Genomic DNA, 15,462 nt, shown 5'->3' with positions numbered 1-15,462 from the left:
TATGGCACATAACTTTTCCTCAACCCAAAATAATAAAAAACCAAATGTTGACGAAGTAAAAGCGTACTTAATTGGCTTGCAACAAACTATTTGCGAAAGATTAGAAGCATTGGATGGTAAAGCTCAGTTTCAAGTTGATAGTTGGCAGCGTGAAGAAGGTGGTGGTGGTGGTGCCAGTCGAGTATTAACCGCTGGTGGTATTTTTGAGCAAGCAGGGGTTAATTTTTCCCATGTTACTGGAGATGCGATGCCTGCATCAGCAACTGCGCATCGGCCTGAACTGGCAGGGCGTAGTTTTGAAGCCATGGGCGTGTCCTTAGTCATTCATCCTAAAAATCCTTATATACCGACAACACATGCAAATGTGCGATTTTTTATTGCAGAGAAAGAGGGTGCCGATCCGGTTTGGTGGTTTGGTGGCGGGTTTGATTTAACGCCGTATTATCCATTTGAAGAAGATGTGATTGGTTGGCATCAAGCTGCGCACGATATTTGTCAGCCGTTTGGTGATGAGGCTTACCCTAAATATAAAAAGTGGTGTGATGATTATTTTTTCTTACCTCATCGAAATGAAACTCGCGGTGTAGGTGGGTTATTCTTTGACGATCTCAATGAAGCTGGTTTTGAGCAAAGCTTTGCTTTCATGCAGGCGGTGGGCAGTGGCTTTATTGATGCTTACGAACCCATTGTTACTCGCAATAAAGATCTTGAATACCAAGATGAAGAACGTCAATTTCAACTATATCGTCGTGGTCGATATGTTGAGTTTAACCTTGTTTATGATCGTGGCACTTTATTTGGGTTACAAACAGGCGGGCGAACTGAGTCGATATTAATGTCAATGCCACCTCTAGTACGCTGGGAATACGGGTTTACGCCAGAGCCTGACTCACCAGAAGCTGAACTGTATGAGGTTTATCTAAAACCGCAAGATTGGTTAGCAAAAGCGAACTAGCCCCTTAAACGCTTAGTGTACAAATAAGCAGTAAAGAAAGCCTGAATATCGTAAAGATATTCAGGTTTTTTTATGCCTTAAATATTCATTTTTAGCATGGGAAGCTCTTTTGCACAGAGAAGCCAAAAGAAAAAATGCAGAATGAATGAACTCGCGAAGGCCCATTAATTAAAGTGATCTTAAATGAAAACAATTATTTGATATTTTGTTAACGTTTTGAAACCAAATAAATATGAAATTGTATTTATTTACTCAGCCAACTTGTTTAAATTAACGCAAAATAACAAGGAGAGCTCCATGGCTAAATTCGCCTCTTGCGCGGTTGCAATCGCGGTTTCAATTGTTTTGATGGGTTGCCAACCTACAGAGCAACAAGATCCAAAAGTGACAATTAACAAAAATCCTTATCCTAGTACTTATCAACCTCTTGTTAGCCAAAGCACGTTAATTACCAATGCCACCGTATTAACCGGTACAGGCAAACGCCTTAATAATGCTGATGTGTTATTGGTTGACGGTAAAGTCAGTGCGGTGGGTGTCGATCTCGTTGCAAAAGATGCTATTGAGATCAACGCGCAAGGTAAATGGGTTACACCGGGGATTATTGATGTGCATTCTCACTTAGGGGTTTATCCAAGCCCTAGCGCTGAATCACACAGTGATGGCAATGAGATGACTTCTCCAAATACCGCCGAGGTATGGGCAGAGCACAGTGTTTGGCCACAAGATCCTGGCTTTAATCGTGCCCGTGCAGGTGGCGTGACCACGCTACAAATTCTACCAGGCTCAGCAAACTTAATTGGCGGCCGAGGTGTGACCTTGAAGAATATGCCGGCAACAACCATGCAGGCAATGAAGTTTCCTCAAGCACCTTATGGTTTAAAAATGGCTTGTGGTGAAAATCCTAAAGGCTTATACGGGAAACGTAAACAAGCACCAATGACCCGAATGGGAAATATGGCTGGCTATCGCCAAGCATTTATTGACGCGACACAGTACAAACGGGCTTGGGATAAATATGAAGCAGACTATGCCAAAGGTTTAAACCCACAAGCGCCAAACAGAGACTTAACCCTTGATACCTTAAAAGGGGTGTTAGATGGGGAAATCATCATCCATAACCACTGCTATAAAGCTGAAGAGATGGCGATGATGATTGATTTAGGCAAAGAATTTAATTACCACTCAGGTACATTCCACCACGCGATTGAAGCTTACAAAATTGCTGACTTACTCAGTGAAAATGGCAACTGTGCTGCAATGTGGCCCGATTGGTGGGGATTTAAAATGGAAGCATACGACACCGTAATCGAAAATGTTGCCATTGTTGATAGTGCTAAAAATGCTTGCGCTATTGTGCATTCTGACTCATCAACCACGATTCAGCGTTTAAACCAAGAAGCTGCCAAAATTATGTATAGCGCCAATACCAATGGTTTTATGCTAACAGAAGAGCATGTCATTGGTTGGATTACCTCAAATGCGGCTAAGTCATTAGGTGTGGCAGACAAAACGGGGTCGTTACAAGCTGGCAAAAATGCTGATGTCGTTATTTGGAATACCAATCCATTTAGTGTTTATGCACAAGCTGAAAAAGTATTTATTGATGGCGCTAAAGTTTATGACCGCGATGATGAAAAATACCAAGCCATTAGTGATTTTCTATTAGGTCAAGAATAAGGAGCGATGCCATGAATAAAATAAAACACACCATGGTTGCGCTATCTGTAGCCAGTACCTTAGTGGCAACTACTGCATTGGCGCAAAGCGTAGCGATAGAAAATGTCACCGTGCATACTGCAACAGACGCAGGTGTACTTAATAATGCGACGGTTGTTTTTGGTAACGGTAAAATTACTGCCATTAATCCTAGTGTTATTTCTGCACAGACGGTTATCGATGGTAAGGGGAAAATCCTTACACCAGGCTTTATTGGCGCGCTAAATACCGTTGGTTTGGTAGAAGTGGGTCAAGTGAAAGACAGTCGCGACACTAGAGACGATAAAATAGATATTCTCTTTGATCCCAGTTTTGCTTTTAACCCTAAAAGCACGGCAATCGCCTTTGCACGTAAAGGCGGTCTAACGACTAGTGTAGTTAACGCTGATGGCGGTGAAGGGATTTTCGCTGGGCAAACCTTTAATACACAAATGAATGGTGAGTGGGACAGTATCTTATCTAACAAAGGAGCATTAGTGGTGCACCTTGGTGCGTCACACGAGGGTTCTCGCGCAGTTGGTATGCAAGCGTTATTTACTCAACTTGAAGATGCTAAGCAAGCGCTTATCGATGACAAAGATAAAGCAGATACAGACGCTGTCAATGATGAGTCTAAAATACTCAATGCCGTGTTAAGTGGCGATAAAATCTTGGCCGTAAAGGTGGATAGAGCCAGTGATATTTTAACGTTACTGAAATTAAAACAGCATTTCCAATTACAGCTAGTGCTGATTGGCGCGGCAGATGCAGTATTGATAGCGCCACAAATTGCCGCGGCCAATGTTCCTGTGGTGATGAATGGTTTACGAAACTTACCTGAGAGCTTTGATTCACTGCATAACTCACTCGATAATGCTGCCAAACTGCAACAAGCGGGGGTAAAAGTCATCTTAACTGCTTCACACGGTGCTCATAGTATTTACGCGTTACGTTATGTTGTTGGCAGTGCCGTTGCAAACGGTATGGACTATAACGCGGCATTAAAGTCAGTTACCGTGAATGCGGCAACGACATTTAAGATCGATGCCGGCGTGGTTGCTGTTGGTAAGCGAGCCGACTTAGTGTTATGGAGCGGTGACCCATTTGAGTACTCGACACAAGTTGACACCATGTGGATTGGTGGAGAACAACAATCCACAACAAGTCGTCATGATAAATTGCGTGATCGTTACACAACTGAGTCAAACATGCCTAGAGCATATACCCGCTAAGCGAGTATGATAGTAGGATAAACCTATTCATACTGACTTTAGGAATTTTGATGACCGACAAGTATGCCGTCTTTGGCAACCCGATAGCGCAAAGCAAGTCGCCATTTATCCATACGGATTTTGCCGCACAAACTCAGCAAAACCTAAGTTACGAGGCTATATTGGCGGGCGTGGATCAGTTTCCTCAGTCATTAAGATTATTCTTCGGCCAAGGTGGAAAAGGGGCAAATGTTACCGCGCCTTTTAAGCAACAGGCTTTTGAGCTTTGTGATGAGCTGAGCGAGTTGGCTCAGCTTTCTGGGGCGGTGAATACCTTAATTAAGTTAGCCGATGGACGTATTCGTGGTGATAATACCGACGGTGTTGGTTTGGTGACGGATGTAGAAGCGCATTTTGGTGAACTGACGCATAAACGAGTTTTGTTGGTCGGTGCTGGTGGCGCTGCACGCGGTTGCCTCAAGCCACTGCTCGATGCCGGTGCGAAGGTGACACTTTGCAATAGAACCTTTACCAAAGCGCAGGCTTTAGCTGCCATTTTTGCTGATATTGGTGATGTGAATGCTTGTGAAATCGCACAGCTATCTCAACCATTTGATGTTGTTATCAATTCAACATCAGCAGGATTAGCTGGCGAGCTGATTACGTTGCCAAGCGAGATAATTAACGCTCAAACCCATTGCTATGATATGACCTACAGTGCGCAAACCACGCTGTTTAATCAGTGGGCAGGTGCACAAGGCGCTAAAAGTGTGGCTGATGGGTTAGGGATGTTAGTTGGCCAAGCTGCGCAAAGTTTTTATGTCTGGCGTGGTGTTAAACCTAATATGAGTGACACCATGGCCCAATTACGCTTACAAATGGCTCAATAACAACAAAGGTAAATGATGAATCAAGCAATTCAATTTGATAATGAGCTGGCCATCAGTGAAAACTCGGTGATGTTTAATGCGCAGCAAAGTGGTCAGGTGTTACCTTGTATTATTGGCTTTGATGTTTTATCTCAATTGGCGCAATTAACTGGCTCTGAGCAGGTAGATGTGGTTAATGCCGATAATGCAGCTGCGCTATTTGAGTTATTACGGTTTGATATTGAAGACTTAGCAGAAACATTGATAAAGCAAGAACGTGTTAATGACGCTGGTGAAGTGATTATTAATTGCTAACCATGGTTTGTGTGAGTATGTGTTTTTATCGACAACTGACGGCAGTAAGCGTTTAACTGACGTTCAACCTACAATACGAGTTATTGTGTTTGATATAAATTACCAATAATGCGTGAACGTATTTATTTAAAAGTTGCCATAAATAAATGAGGCAAATTAAAAGTGACCAGTTTGGTCGCTTTTAATTGTTACATCATAAGCGGCTAGCGCATGCTAATCCTGCAAATATTCATTTTTTAAACGAACATAATTATCTGCCGATTGTGCCAAAAATGCGATTTCAGCATCAGTTAATGCGCGTGCTTGCTTACAAGGGTTGCCCATATACAAAAAACCACTCACTAAGGTTTTATTTGGTGGCACTACGCTACCAGCTGCAACCATGACGTCATCTTCAATAACAACCCCATCTAAAATCACCGCGCCCATACCAACCAAAACCCGATTACCCACTTGGCAACCATGAAGCATGGCCTTATGCCCGATAGTGACGTCATCACCAATAATTAACGGATGGCCATTGGGCTTAGCTGCTGATTTACGAGTAACATGAAGTACCGACCCATCTTGAACATTAGAGCGTTCACCAATGCGAATAACATTCACGTCACCACGGGCTGCAACTAACGGCCAAATACTGGCATCTGTTGCTAAACGGATATCGCCTACCAACACACAGGCTTCATCGATATAGACACTGGAATCAAATTGTGGAGAAATGCCTTTGTATGCGCGAAGTGACTGAACCATGGAGTTTCCTTTGATTTTATATCATTTTTGGATGGACAATATTACGCCAATGTTATCATGATTATGGGTTTTTAAGGTTAAATCTGTGCTTTGTTGAGTTTGACTTGTTTGTTGTCATAGTAATTTATTACACTGATTTCAATTAAGGCTCTTAGGCTAGGTATAGTCGTTTATGAAGATTGTTATTGCTGGAACAGGTTATGTTGGTTTATCCAATGCCATTATTCTTGCGCAACATAATGAAGTTGTTGCATTTGATATCAACCCCACTCGCGTTGAACAACTTAATCAACGTATTTCTCCTATTGTGGATAATGAAGCTGAGGATTTTCTCAAAAATAAGGAATTAAATTTAACTGCAACGTTAGATAAGCATCAAGCTTTTGTTGGTGCTGACTATGTCATAGTTGCTACTCCCACTGATTATGACCCTGAAACCAATTATTTTAATACCAGCTCAGTAGAGTCGGTTATTAAAGATGTGATTGAAATTAATCCACACGCTATCATCGTGATCAAATCAACCGTGCCAGTGGGCTACACTAAAACATTAAAGCAGCACTTAGCACATGCCAATATTATTTTCTCGCCTGAATTTTTACGTGAGGGACGGGCGATACATGACAACTTGTTCCCGTCGCGAATAGTGATTGGTGAGCGCTCACCCCGCGCCGAGATGTTTGCTGGGTTATTAGTGGAAGGGGCGATTAAAAAAGATGTACCCGTATTATTTACTGATGACACCGAAGCCGAAGCGATTAAATTATTTTCAAATACATACCTAGCAATGCGGGTGGCTTATTTTAATGAGCTTGATACGTATGCCGAAAGCCTTGGATTGTCTTCACGGCAGATTATTGAAGGTGTTGGTTTAGACCCGCGTATTGGCTCTCATTACAATAATCCATCTTTTGGTTATGGTGGTTATTGCTTGCCCAAAGACACCAAACAGTTGTTGGCCAACTATCAAGATGTGCCTAATAACATTATTGGCGCGATTGTCGACGCCAATACCACGCGTAAAGACTTTATTGCTGAGTCAATATTAAAGCGTAAGCCACAAACGGTAGGGTTATATCGGTTAATTATGAAAACTGGATCAGATAATTTCCGAGCATCGTCAATACTAGGAATTATGAAACGCATTAAAGCCAAAGGCATTAATGTGGTGATTTACGAACCCGTAATGGAACAAGACAGTTATTTTAATTCTACTGTAGTACGTGACCTTAATGACTTTAAACAACAGTCTGATGTAATTGTATCGAATAGAATGATGGATGATTTATTGGACGTAGAAGACAAGGTTTATACTCGCGACCTATTTGGTTCTGACTAATTACCGTTGCAGATGAACCAATAAAAAACGCATTCAATTGAATGCGTTTTTTGTTTTAAACTCTAAAGCATAAAGCGCGAGTAGATGTCGAGTGACTCTGACACTAAGCTTAATGAATACTACGTTTTTGCGGAATAGCTAAATATAAACCCAATAGAATAAAGCCAATGCCGAGCATTTTAGCGCTGCTTACTGCTTCATTAAGCCAAGGTAAGCTAATTGCGCCTAAGTACACTAAAACGTAACTTAAGCTTAAAATAGGGTAAGCCGTTGAAAGTGGTAAATGCTTTAATGCCATCACCCAACACAGCATTGATAAAGCATAACAACACAGGCCGACTAATACAGCACTTAAACTTATATAACTAAGCTTAATGATGGCCAGTAACTCTAATGGGCTTACCAATAATTGCAGTTGTGGCCATAATTGATTAAGCGACCCCATGCCCCATTTCATGGCTAATTGCGCCGTAGAAATTAACATAACACTCACTAGAGCCAACACAATACCTTGGTTGTTTTTAGCGTTAACTACCATGCAATACCTCCGCTAAGTAGTGCCACTCCAACCATGATAAATGCCACGCCAAGCCATTGTTTCAGCGCAATGACTTCATTAAAACAGTACTTTGACATTACCAGCATAACGATAAAGTTAATGCTCAATAGTGGATACGCGGTTGAAACTTCCCAATCAGTTAGTACCGCAAGCCAAGTTAACGCGCCCAAACCTAAGAACAAAATACTGAGGATGATAGGCTTGTTAAAGAGCTTTTGACTTAAGCTCAGTGTTGGCTGCGCCTCTAAAAAAGCAGAGGCGCGTTTTTGCCAATACTGGCTCAAAGAACTTGCGATAACCGACAAGCAAAATAAAATTAGCGTCATCAGGTTACTGATCTTTTTTATAGTAATACACGCGATACTTACCTCGTACCACTTTTTCGTCTGGTGGCGTCAAGTGGTCTGGTGTTTCTCTTTCTCGGAATAAAATCATCACCGAGTGCTGTTGTTGCTGGTGGCGAATAAAATGGTTTAAATCATCTTCAGCCACATAACGATGGCTAGAGTCAGAGTAATTTAACCCATAAGTTAGCTCACCTTTAGCACCGGTTAGATACACATCGTCACGCTTAAAGTACCAACTAAATGCCGACATTGAACTTGGGTGGTCGGCCATTAATACCGTATTTTCAGTAATTAAAGAACTCACTTGGTTGAGCACTCTTTCTGGCATTTTCCCATCAATACTAATGTTAGGAATAATGGCCCAAACTAATAAAAATAAACTTAACGGCATTAACATGTAACTGGTGACTTTTGCTTCAAGGCTAGTCACCTTAATGGCGACAATGGCTAAGCTTCCCCATGAAACAAGGACAAATGCCAATAACCATGGTCGATAGGTTTCATCTGCTGTTAGCGGAAGTTTGCCCATGTAAAACAGGATTAATACCGCAGCGGCCACGACAAAGAAAAATCCCGCATTCACCCAAGAACCGACAGTAAAGCTTTTGGATTTTTGCTTAATAGCGGCAATAATGCCTTGAGCTAAAATAATCGCTATTGGCGCCATGCACGGCAATATATAGGTGGCCAGCTTGCCCTTTGCAATAGAGAAAAATACAAAGGGAATAACCGCCCACAAAATCGCGTAGCGAATTAAACGCGAGTCCCATTGTCCTGAAAGGTGCTTTAGTGCACTTGGGACAACAAATAGCCACGGTATAGTGCCAAGCAATAAAAATGGCATGTAATACCAAAATGGAGATGCATGTTGTGCATCTTCAGCGGCAAAACGTTGTATATGCTCAATCCAGAAAAAGTAATGCCAAAAGTCAGGCTCTGCGGCATGAATGGCTAATGCCCATGGCAGGGTGACAATTAACGCCACCAACATGACCCACCAACCCCATTTGAGGATATCTTTTAGCTGCTTTTGCCAAATCATAAATGGCACCACAACAATCACCGGTAATGCGAGTGCCAAGAACCCTTTTGTGAGTAATGCAAACGCACAAAATAGCCCAGCCAAACCATAATACTTTACTCTTGATCGACTTGTGGGTGAGTCAGCGGCATAGAAAAAGGCGGTAAATGCAGCGGTGAGCCACATGTTTAGCATGCCATCAAGTACGCTGTAAGAGCCTAAATTAATGACTAAGAATAAACTCAGGAATACTGCGGTGGTTACCCACGCTTGTTGTCTATTAGCAAACCTTGCCACTAATAAAAACAGACAAAAAGCCGCGCCAAAGGTGCTAAACGCCGATGCAAAACGGGCAGAGAAATTATTTTCGCCAAAAATCACCTGAGAAATAGCATTCATCCAATGGCCCATAATAGGTTTTTCAAAATACCTAATGTCATTGAAGGTGGGAACTACCCAATTATTATTGTGTACCATCTCGCGGGCGATTTCGGCATAACGTAACTCGTCTGGAGACCATAGGTCACGCATGCCAAGGGGTAAGATATATAACGCGATAAAAAATAGCGGCACAATGACCGCTAGATTAATTTTATATTTAGCCATTCTTCATCCAATTAAGAATTTGCAGTTTTTTCAACCATTGAACGTTGATGAGTTAACCAACCTTCACGTCCTTCAAGCTCAATATTAACAATTGAGTCTTGCGGTAAACTTAATTTGTCACAATCATCGAGTAATTCAATTAAAGGAACAAATTCAATATTTTGAGCGCGAGCTTTTACTATTAACTCTTCAAACATATCGGCGCACACAATGCCTTCTACTTCCGCATGAATGGTATAGACATTAAGTTTGCTAGATGAAATGCGCTTGATAATTTCATCATTGTAGTTTTGTTGGTCAATATTACCTTGGCCGATAAGCTCATCGTATGTTGGCAGCGTCACAGGTATTTGCGGTGTTAAACCTTTACCGGGAATAAAAATCGATTCACCCCGACAATCACTGTTGTATTGAAAGGCAAACTTTTGCTTTTCAACTAAAGTTTGCTCAGTACAACGCCAACCGGCAACAGCACTGCTTGAAAGCGACTCGCCAATCAGGTTTGTTAACAGGTCATGACCTTTTTTTATTTCGTCGTGTAATTGCTCAGCTGACATAAAATCGGTTTTCATTTGCCACTTGTGGTGGTCCCATGAATGGAGCCCCATTTCATGACCTGCTTGATGAGCTGCACTAATGATATGTTTTAGCTTTTTACCGATGATAGGGCCTGGCCAAAGGGTGCCACGAATAAGAATATCCCATCCGTACAAACTGGCCGCTTTTGAGCGCAGCATCTTTTTTAAAAATGCAGGGCGCAAAAGACGCCAAATATGACGTCCCATGTTATCTGGGCCAACAGTAAAGAAAAATGATGCCTTGATGTCATGCTTTGCAAACAATGACAATAACTTCGGCACCCCTAAACGGGTGCCTCGATAAGTATCAACATCAATCCTAAGACCGACTTTCGTTACTGGTTGTTGGCTCATTTTTGCTCTTCAACAGCAGTTTTTAAGAAGAAATCTAAAGTATCTTCAATGGTTTGATCCATCATGATCTTAGGTTCCCAGTTAAGCAATTTCTTCGCATTTGCAATACTAGGACGGCGATGTTGCACGTCTTGATAACCGTCACCATAGAAAGACTGGCTTTCCACTAGGTTATAACCTGCAAATGGCGGGAATTGATCACGTAAAGGATGTTGTTCAAACTTCTGTACTAAGGTTTCTGCCATGACTTTAATGCTGGCTTCGTTATCTGGCGAGCCAATATTAATAATTTGGCTGTCACATAAGTTATCTTTGTTTTCAATTACACGGAATAACGCTTCAATGGCTTCTGAAATATCTGTGAAACAACGTTTTTGTTCGCCACCATCGATTAACTTAATTGGAGTACCTTCAACTAAGTTCAGAATCAGCTGAGTGATTGCACGGCTTGAGCCAACACGAGCTGAATTTAAGCTATCTAGACGTGGGCCCATCCAGTTAAATGGACGGAACAAAGTGAATTTTAAGTTGTCTTTTTTGCCGTATGCCCAGATAACTCGGTCAAGTAATTGCTTTGAGGTTGAGTAAATCCAACGTTGACGATTAATTGGACCGGTAATTAGTGGCGATGTATCCTCATTAAATTCTTCATCAGTACACATGCCGTAAACTTCAGACGTTGATGGGAAGATAATGCGTTTGTTGTATTTGACACATGCACGGACAATTTTTAAGTTTTCTTCAAAATCTAATTCGAATACTTTTAATGGATTACGTGTGTATTCAATTGGTGTTGCAATCGCAACTAGCGGCAATACGATGTCACACTTCTTAATGTGGTATTCAATCCATTCGTTATGAATAGTGATGTCACCTTCAACGAAGTGAAAATCAGGGTGAGCTAAATGCTGCTCAATTTGATTTGAGCTCATATCCATAGCGTAAATTTCGTATTGACCATCATCGAGCAAACGCTTGGTTAAATGATTACCAATAAAGCCATTTGCCCCCATGATTAATACTTTTTTGCGGCGAGTTGCAGCAATGACAGCACTCGCTTGTGGGCCAAAACGCATGCCAGCAACAAGGTGCATTTCGGTTGACAGTTGATCGCCGCTAAGGAATAAGCCGTTTTCAGTTTGACCGGCATTAACAACAATTGAACCTTGAGCACATGCAATTGTTAATGGCTTAGTTTCTACAATGCTACCAGGGGTTACGTCATAACTTTTTTGTGATGCAGTTGCACTCCAAATAATAACTTTACGTTCGCCTAAGAATGAAAATGCACCAGGGAAGGGTTCGGTAACCGCACGAATTAAGTTGAACACGGTGCGTGAATCATTAGTCCACTTTATTTCACCGTCAGCAGGCGTGCGGCGGCCAAAGTAACTTGCTTGGTTTGCATCTTGCTTCGTTAATGTATGACTACCATTAACAATTTTTGGCAGCGTCTCTGCCAATAACTGGCTGGCTACCTGGGTCATTGAATGATGTAAGGTTGCCGCAGTATCGGTATCAGAGATAGCAATTTTTTGTTGAGCGACAATATCGCCAGCATCAGGTTTAGCTGTCATGGTGTGTAAAGTGACACCTGTTTGCGTTTCACCATTAACTAGCACCCAATTGATAGGTGCGCGGCCGCGATAGTGTGGTAACAATGAGCCGTGTAAATTGAACCCGCCTTTAGGGGCGATATCCAGAATTTCTTGACTCAACATATGACGGTAGTAAAAAGAGAATAAGGCATCTGGTGCCATCTTTTTGATTTTTTCAATCCATAAAGGATGGTTAACATCTTCAGGTGCAAAAACAGGAATGCCTTTGTTAGCAGCAAGCTTGGCAACTGATTCAAAAAAGACATTTTCATTAGCGTCATCAACATGAGTGAAAACGGCGGCAATTTCAACACCACTTTCAAGCATGCTCTTAATAGCTGCGCAACCAATGTTGTGATAAGCAAAAACGACTGCTTTCATAGAATTTCCTTACAAAAGTTAAAATATAAAATTTATGGTGATTATTTGTTTTCGTCTGATTCGCGTGCATCTTTTGTGGCTTCACCAACAAGGATGTCTTGCACGTAATATCTTGGTCTGGCTCTTACATCAGAATAAATTCGGCCAATGTATTCGCCTAATAATCCTAAACCGACAAATTGCGCACCAATGAAAATAAACAACACAGAGAAAAGTGGGAAAACACCATCAACGCCCCAAGCTGCGCCATATATCACACGCAATATCATTAAAAAGGTCGCTAACAGAAGTCCTATTGCCGCTATTCCGCCGCCAACAATACTTAACATACGTAATGGGGCGGTGGTCATGCTGGTCAGTAGGTCAAACATCAAATTGATGAGGCTTAAAAAGCTGTATTTAGATTCACCTGCTGCGCGTTCATCATGATGAACATCTATTTCCGCTGTATTTCTAGCAAAGCCGTTGGCTAGAATTGGAATAAAGGTGCTGCGTTCATGACACTCAAGCATGGCGTCAACTACATGACGACGGTAAGCGCGTAACATGCAGCCGTAGTCATTCATTTCTACACCGGTTGAGCGCTTAACGAGTTTGTTGATGAGTTTAGAAGGGTAACGACGAAGACGACTGTCTTGACGATTACGACGAACCGTTCCAACAGAGTCAAAACCTTCTTCTGCTTTAGCAACTAAATTAGGGATTTCTTCAGGCGGGTTTTGTAAGTCAGCATCTAAGGTAATGATTAAGTCACCTCTAACATGTTCAAACCCTGCCATTATTGCGCTGTGTTGGCCATAATTACGGTTTAATATAATCCCAACGACATGGCTATCTTGCTCAGCTGCTGCGGCTTCAATCAGCTCTGCACTTTTATCGCGGCTGCCATCATCAATTAGAATCAGTTCAAAGTGCTTATTCATTGAGTTAGCGGCTGTTAATGTGCGTCTTAATAATTCAGGCAGTGTGGCTTCTTCGTTGTATACCGGAATCACAATCGAAACGAAGTCGATGCTTTGGTTATGCTTCATGTTTATTGTCCAACAATGGTTTTTATTGCGCTGATTACTCTATCTACATCTTCTATTTCCATTTCAGGGAATAAGGGTAAAGAGCAAATTTGTTCGCTGTTAAATTCGGTGTTGACCAAGTTAGGGGTAATTGCCCCAAACTTAGTGTCGTAATTCTCGCGATAATACTTTTGCGTATGCGCCGCTTTAAAGTGAATACCTGCGCCAATGCCTTCGACTTTCAAATGAGCGATCAGTTCATCTCTATTGATGCCCGCTTTTGATTGATCCACTCGTACTATTAATAAATGCCAACAATGGGTATGAGGGTGTGTGGGGACACTTAAGGGGGTAAAGCCAATAAGTTGTTGTAATTGCCTGCGGTAATGTTGCGCTAAAAGAGTGCGTTTATTGGTGATTTGCTCAATCCGAGATAATTGCCCTAATGCTAAAACTGCGCAGATATCAGGCATGTTATATTTGAAACCGGGCTCAATGACTTCAGCTTGAGGTGCACGACCTTGTGTTTCACGGTCAAAAGCATCAACGCCTAAACCATGGAACTTTAAGCGTCTAACTCGCTCTGCAAGTGCAGCATCATGAGTCGTTAATAATCCGCCTTCTGCTGTGGTGATATTTTTGATGGCATGCAAAGAAAATAAACAAGTACCGGTTTGGCCTATTGGGCGGCCTTTATACTTACATCCCATCGCATGGGCTGCATCTTCAATAATTGGCAGATTATATTTTTCACCTAATGCATAAAGGGCGTTCAAGTCCAAACTCGCCCCCGCATAGTGGACAGGAATTATCGCTTTAGTGCGCGGTGTGATTAACGGCTCAATCAATTGTGCATCTGTCATTAATGTATCAGCATCAACATCAACAAAGACAGGCTTAGCCCCTATTAGTGTAATGAGGTTAATGGTGGAAACCCAAGTTAATGACGGGGTGATGACTTCATCGCCAGGTCCAATTCCCAAAGCAAGTAACACTAAATGCATACCTGCCGATGCGCTACTGAGTGAAACTACATGCTCTGTATGAGTGTATTCTTTTACTTGTTGCTCTAACGCAGCACTTTTCGGGCCGGTAGTGATCCAACCGGAACGTAAAACATCGACGACAGCTTGAATGTCTTGCTCATCGACAGCAGGTCGACATAAAGGAAGAAATTGTTGATTCATTTTAAACCCATTAATTGTCAAATTTGACCAAATAAAGACAGGGTGTTCCAATCTTCATATGTATCTCACCACAGAGCGTAATGATCGATTATATCGGTTTCTTACTTCCATAGAAGAGGCAAAACTTAATTAAAGATGAAAAAGAGGCTATTTTTGTTCAAAAAATGTGATAACTGGAATATGGGTGATAGATGCTCTGATGCTCTATCGTGCAAACACAGCAGATTGTCGTTACCATCATCATCTATTATCAATAATGTAGGCACTCAATACCAAAAGCTTCTAAAACTATGATTAAAGAGTGGGTGATAAATGATATTTATAGCCAGAGCTCTATTAACAGTAGGGTATATAAGTTATCAGATATTGAAAGCTTCGATGGAAGATGTTTAATCTAAATAAGAAGAATCTAATCAAACAGCCCGCTACTTTGTGCTTGTTAATACCATCTGCATCATTACAAATAGAATGCCCTATAGCGTGAGGGGCAAAACAAGAAACGCGATTCTTTGGTCGATAGCGATATTATTACGATAAAAAGGGGCGATTCGCCCCTTTTTTGCACGTTTAGTCCAAAAAAACATCTGTTGAATCACTTTTGCTAAATTACTTCAAAAAAGCCCTTGCGCCGTTCTCAAATCTGCCTATAATGCGCATCCACTGACACGGCATAACAGCTTCTGC

At 41.7% G+C, this 15,462-nt stretch carries 14 protein-coding genes; 6 read left to right on the top strand and 8 right to left on the bottom strand.

The window, feature by feature from the left end:
• The first annotated feature begins 1 nt into the window (after position 1).
• The 5 genes from hemF (at position 2) to G3R48_RS12700 (ending at position 5,048) form a co-directional block, all read left to right on the top strand.
• Entirely contained in the window at positions 2–955 is a 954-nt protein-coding gene (gene hemF, locus G3R48_RS12720) for an oxygen-dependent coproporphyrinogen oxidase (RefSeq protein ID WP_212593348.1), read from the top strand.
• Between the two features lie 297 nt (positions 956–1,252).
• Entirely contained in the window at positions 1,253–2,635 is a 1,383-nt protein-coding gene (locus G3R48_RS12715) for an amidohydrolase (protein ID WP_153665533.1), read from the top strand.
• 11 nt (positions 2,636–2,646) lie between these two features.
• The gene (locus G3R48_RS12710) at positions 2,647–3,885 is read left to right on the top strand and encodes an amidohydrolase family protein (protein ID WP_153665535.1); all 1,239 of its coding nucleotides are present in this window, start codon (positions 2,647–2,649) and stop codon (positions 3,883–3,885) included.
• Positions 3,886–3,935: 50 nt separating this feature from the next.
• Positions 3,936–4,754, top strand: a complete 819-nt coding sequence (aroE, locus tag G3R48_RS12705; protein ID WP_153665537.1) for a shikimate dehydrogenase — start codon at positions 3,936–3,938, stop codon at positions 4,752–4,754.
• A 15-nt stretch (positions 4,755–4,769) separates the two neighbouring features.
• The gene (locus G3R48_RS12700) at positions 4,770–5,048 is read left to right on the top strand and encodes a DUF1488 family protein (RefSeq protein ID WP_194823908.1); all 279 of its coding nucleotides are present in this window, start codon (positions 4,770–4,772) and stop codon (positions 5,046–5,048) included.
• A gap of 213 nt (positions 5,049–5,261) precedes the next feature.
• Here G3R48_RS12700 and G3R48_RS12695 read toward each other — a convergent pair whose 3' ends face one another.
• Positions 5,262–5,798 (bottom strand): gamma carbonic anhydrase family protein, encoded by a 537-nt coding sequence (locus tag G3R48_RS12695; RefSeq protein ID WP_153665541.1) that lies wholly within the window; start codon positions 5,796–5,798, stop codon positions 5,262–5,264.
• 172 nt (positions 5,799–5,970) lie between these two features.
• Here G3R48_RS12695 and G3R48_RS12690 point away from each other — a divergent pair, with 172 nt between their 5' ends.
• On the top strand, positions 5,971–7,137 hold the full coding sequence (locus G3R48_RS12690) for a nucleotide sugar dehydrogenase (RefSeq protein ID WP_153665542.1): 1,167 nt from the start codon (positions 5,971–5,973) through the stop codon (positions 7,135–7,137).
• 109 nt (positions 7,138–7,246) lie between these two features.
• Here the strand turns inward: G3R48_RS12690 and arnF are convergent, their stop codons facing one another.
• From arnF to arnB, 7 genes are read right to left on the bottom strand one after another with little or no spacing between them, the layout of a single operon-like run.
• Positions 7,247–7,675: a 4-amino-4-deoxy-L-arabinose-phosphoundecaprenol flippase subunit ArnF gene (arnF, locus tag G3R48_RS12685; RefSeq protein WP_153665545.1), complete on the bottom strand. Its 429-nt coding sequence runs from the start codon at positions 7,673–7,675 to the stop codon at positions 7,247–7,249.
• Positions 7,669–8,022 carry an EamA family transporter gene (locus G3R48_RS12680; protein WP_153665547.1) on the bottom strand — a complete coding sequence of 118 codons (354 nt, stop codon included), beginning with the start codon at positions 8,020–8,022 and terminating at the stop codon, positions 7,669–7,671. Before G3R48_RS12680 ends, arnF begins: the two co-directional genes overlap by 7 nt.
• A gap of 4 nt (positions 8,023–8,026) precedes the next feature.
• Positions 8,027–9,670 (bottom strand): lipid IV(A) 4-amino-4-deoxy-L-arabinosyltransferase, encoded by a 1,644-nt coding sequence (arnT, locus tag G3R48_RS12675; RefSeq protein WP_153665549.1) that lies wholly within the window; start codon positions 9,668–9,670, stop codon positions 8,027–8,029.
• Positions 9,671–9,681: 11 nt separating this feature from the next.
• On the bottom strand, positions 9,682–10,602 hold the full coding sequence (arnD, locus tag G3R48_RS12670) for a 4-deoxy-4-formamido-L-arabinose-phosphoundecaprenol deformylase (RefSeq protein WP_153665551.1): 921 nt from the start codon (positions 10,600–10,602) through the stop codon (positions 9,682–9,684).
• Positions 10,599–12,581 (bottom strand): bifunctional UDP-4-amino-4-deoxy-L-arabinose formyltransferase/UDP-glucuronic acid oxidase ArnA, encoded by a 1,983-nt coding sequence (gene arnA, locus G3R48_RS12665; RefSeq protein WP_153665553.1) that lies wholly within the window; start codon positions 12,579–12,581, stop codon positions 10,599–10,601. Before arnA ends, arnD begins: the two co-directional genes overlap by 4 nt.
• 41 nt (positions 12,582–12,622) lie before the next feature.
• Positions 12,623–13,612 (bottom strand): undecaprenyl-phosphate 4-deoxy-4-formamido-L-arabinose transferase, encoded by a 990-nt coding sequence (arnC, locus tag G3R48_RS12660; protein ID WP_153665555.1) that lies wholly within the window; start codon positions 13,610–13,612, stop codon positions 12,623–12,625.
• A gap of 2 nt (positions 13,613–13,614) precedes the next feature.
• Complete coding sequence (gene arnB, locus G3R48_RS12655) at positions 13,615–14,778, bottom strand: UDP-4-amino-4-deoxy-L-arabinose aminotransferase (RefSeq protein ID WP_153665557.1); 1,164 nt, start codon at positions 14,776–14,778, stop codon at positions 13,615–13,617.
• Positions 14,779–15,462 lie beyond the last annotated feature (684 nt).

Origin of the sequence: Shewanella intestini (genome assembly GCF_018221465.1) — a bacterium.
Lineage (GTDB): Bacteria > Pseudomonadota > Gammaproteobacteria > Enterobacterales > Shewanellaceae > Shewanella > Shewanella intestini.
The sequence above is the reverse complement of the archived record's forward strand: the minus strand, read 5'-3'. Positions and strand labels throughout refer to the sequence as shown.

Bases quoted from the DNA above. Each gene is read 5' to 3' on its own strand.
- G3R48_RS12700 (WP_194823908.1), top strand. From the start codon at position 4,770: ATGAATCAAGCAATTCAATTTGATAATGAGCTGGCCATCAGTGAAAAC.
- G3R48_RS12715 (WP_153665533.1), top strand. From the start codon at position 1,253: ATGGCTAAATTCGCCTCTTGCGCGGTTGCAATCGCGGTTTCAATTGTT.
- G3R48_RS12710 (WP_153665535.1), top strand. From the start codon at position 2,647: ATGAATAAAATAAAACACACCATGGTTGCGCTATCTGTAGCCAGTACC.
- arnD (WP_153665551.1), bottom strand. From the start codon at position 10,602: ATGAGCCAACAACCAGTAACGAAAGTCGGTCTTAGGATTGATGTTGAT.
- arnF (WP_153665545.1), bottom strand. From the start codon at position 7,675: ATGGTAGTTAACGCTAAAAACAACCAAGGTATTGTGTTGGCTCTAGTG.
- arnA (WP_153665553.1), bottom strand. From the start codon at position 12,581: ATGAAAGCAGTCGTTTTTGCTTATCACAACATTGGTTGCGCAGCTATT.
- G3R48_RS12695 (WP_153665541.1), bottom strand. From the start codon at position 5,798: ATGGTTCAGTCACTTCGCGCATACAAAGGCATTTCTCCACAATTTGAT.
- hemF (WP_212593348.1), top strand. From the start codon at position 2: ATGGCACATAACTTTTCCTCAACCCAAAATAATAAAAAACCAAATGTT.
- G3R48_RS12690 (WP_153665542.1), top strand. From the start codon at position 5,971: ATGAAGATTGTTATTGCTGGAACAGGTTATGTTGGTTTATCCAATGCC.
- arnC (WP_153665555.1), bottom strand. From the start codon at position 13,612: ATGAAGCATAACCAAAGCATCGACTTCGTTTCGATTGTGATTCCGGTA.
- G3R48_RS12680 (WP_153665547.1), bottom strand. From the start codon at position 8,022: ATGACGCTAATTTTATTTTGCTTGTCGGTTATCGCAAGTTCTTTGAGC.
- arnT (WP_153665549.1), bottom strand. From the start codon at position 9,670: ATGGCTAAATATAAAATTAATCTAGCGGTCATTGTGCCGCTATTTTTT.
- aroE (WP_153665537.1), top strand. From the start codon at position 3,936: ATGACCGACAAGTATGCCGTCTTTGGCAACCCGATAGCGCAAAGCAAG.
- arnB (WP_153665557.1), bottom strand. From the start codon at position 14,778: ATGAATCAACAATTTCTTCCTTTATGTCGACCTGCTGTCGATGAGCAA.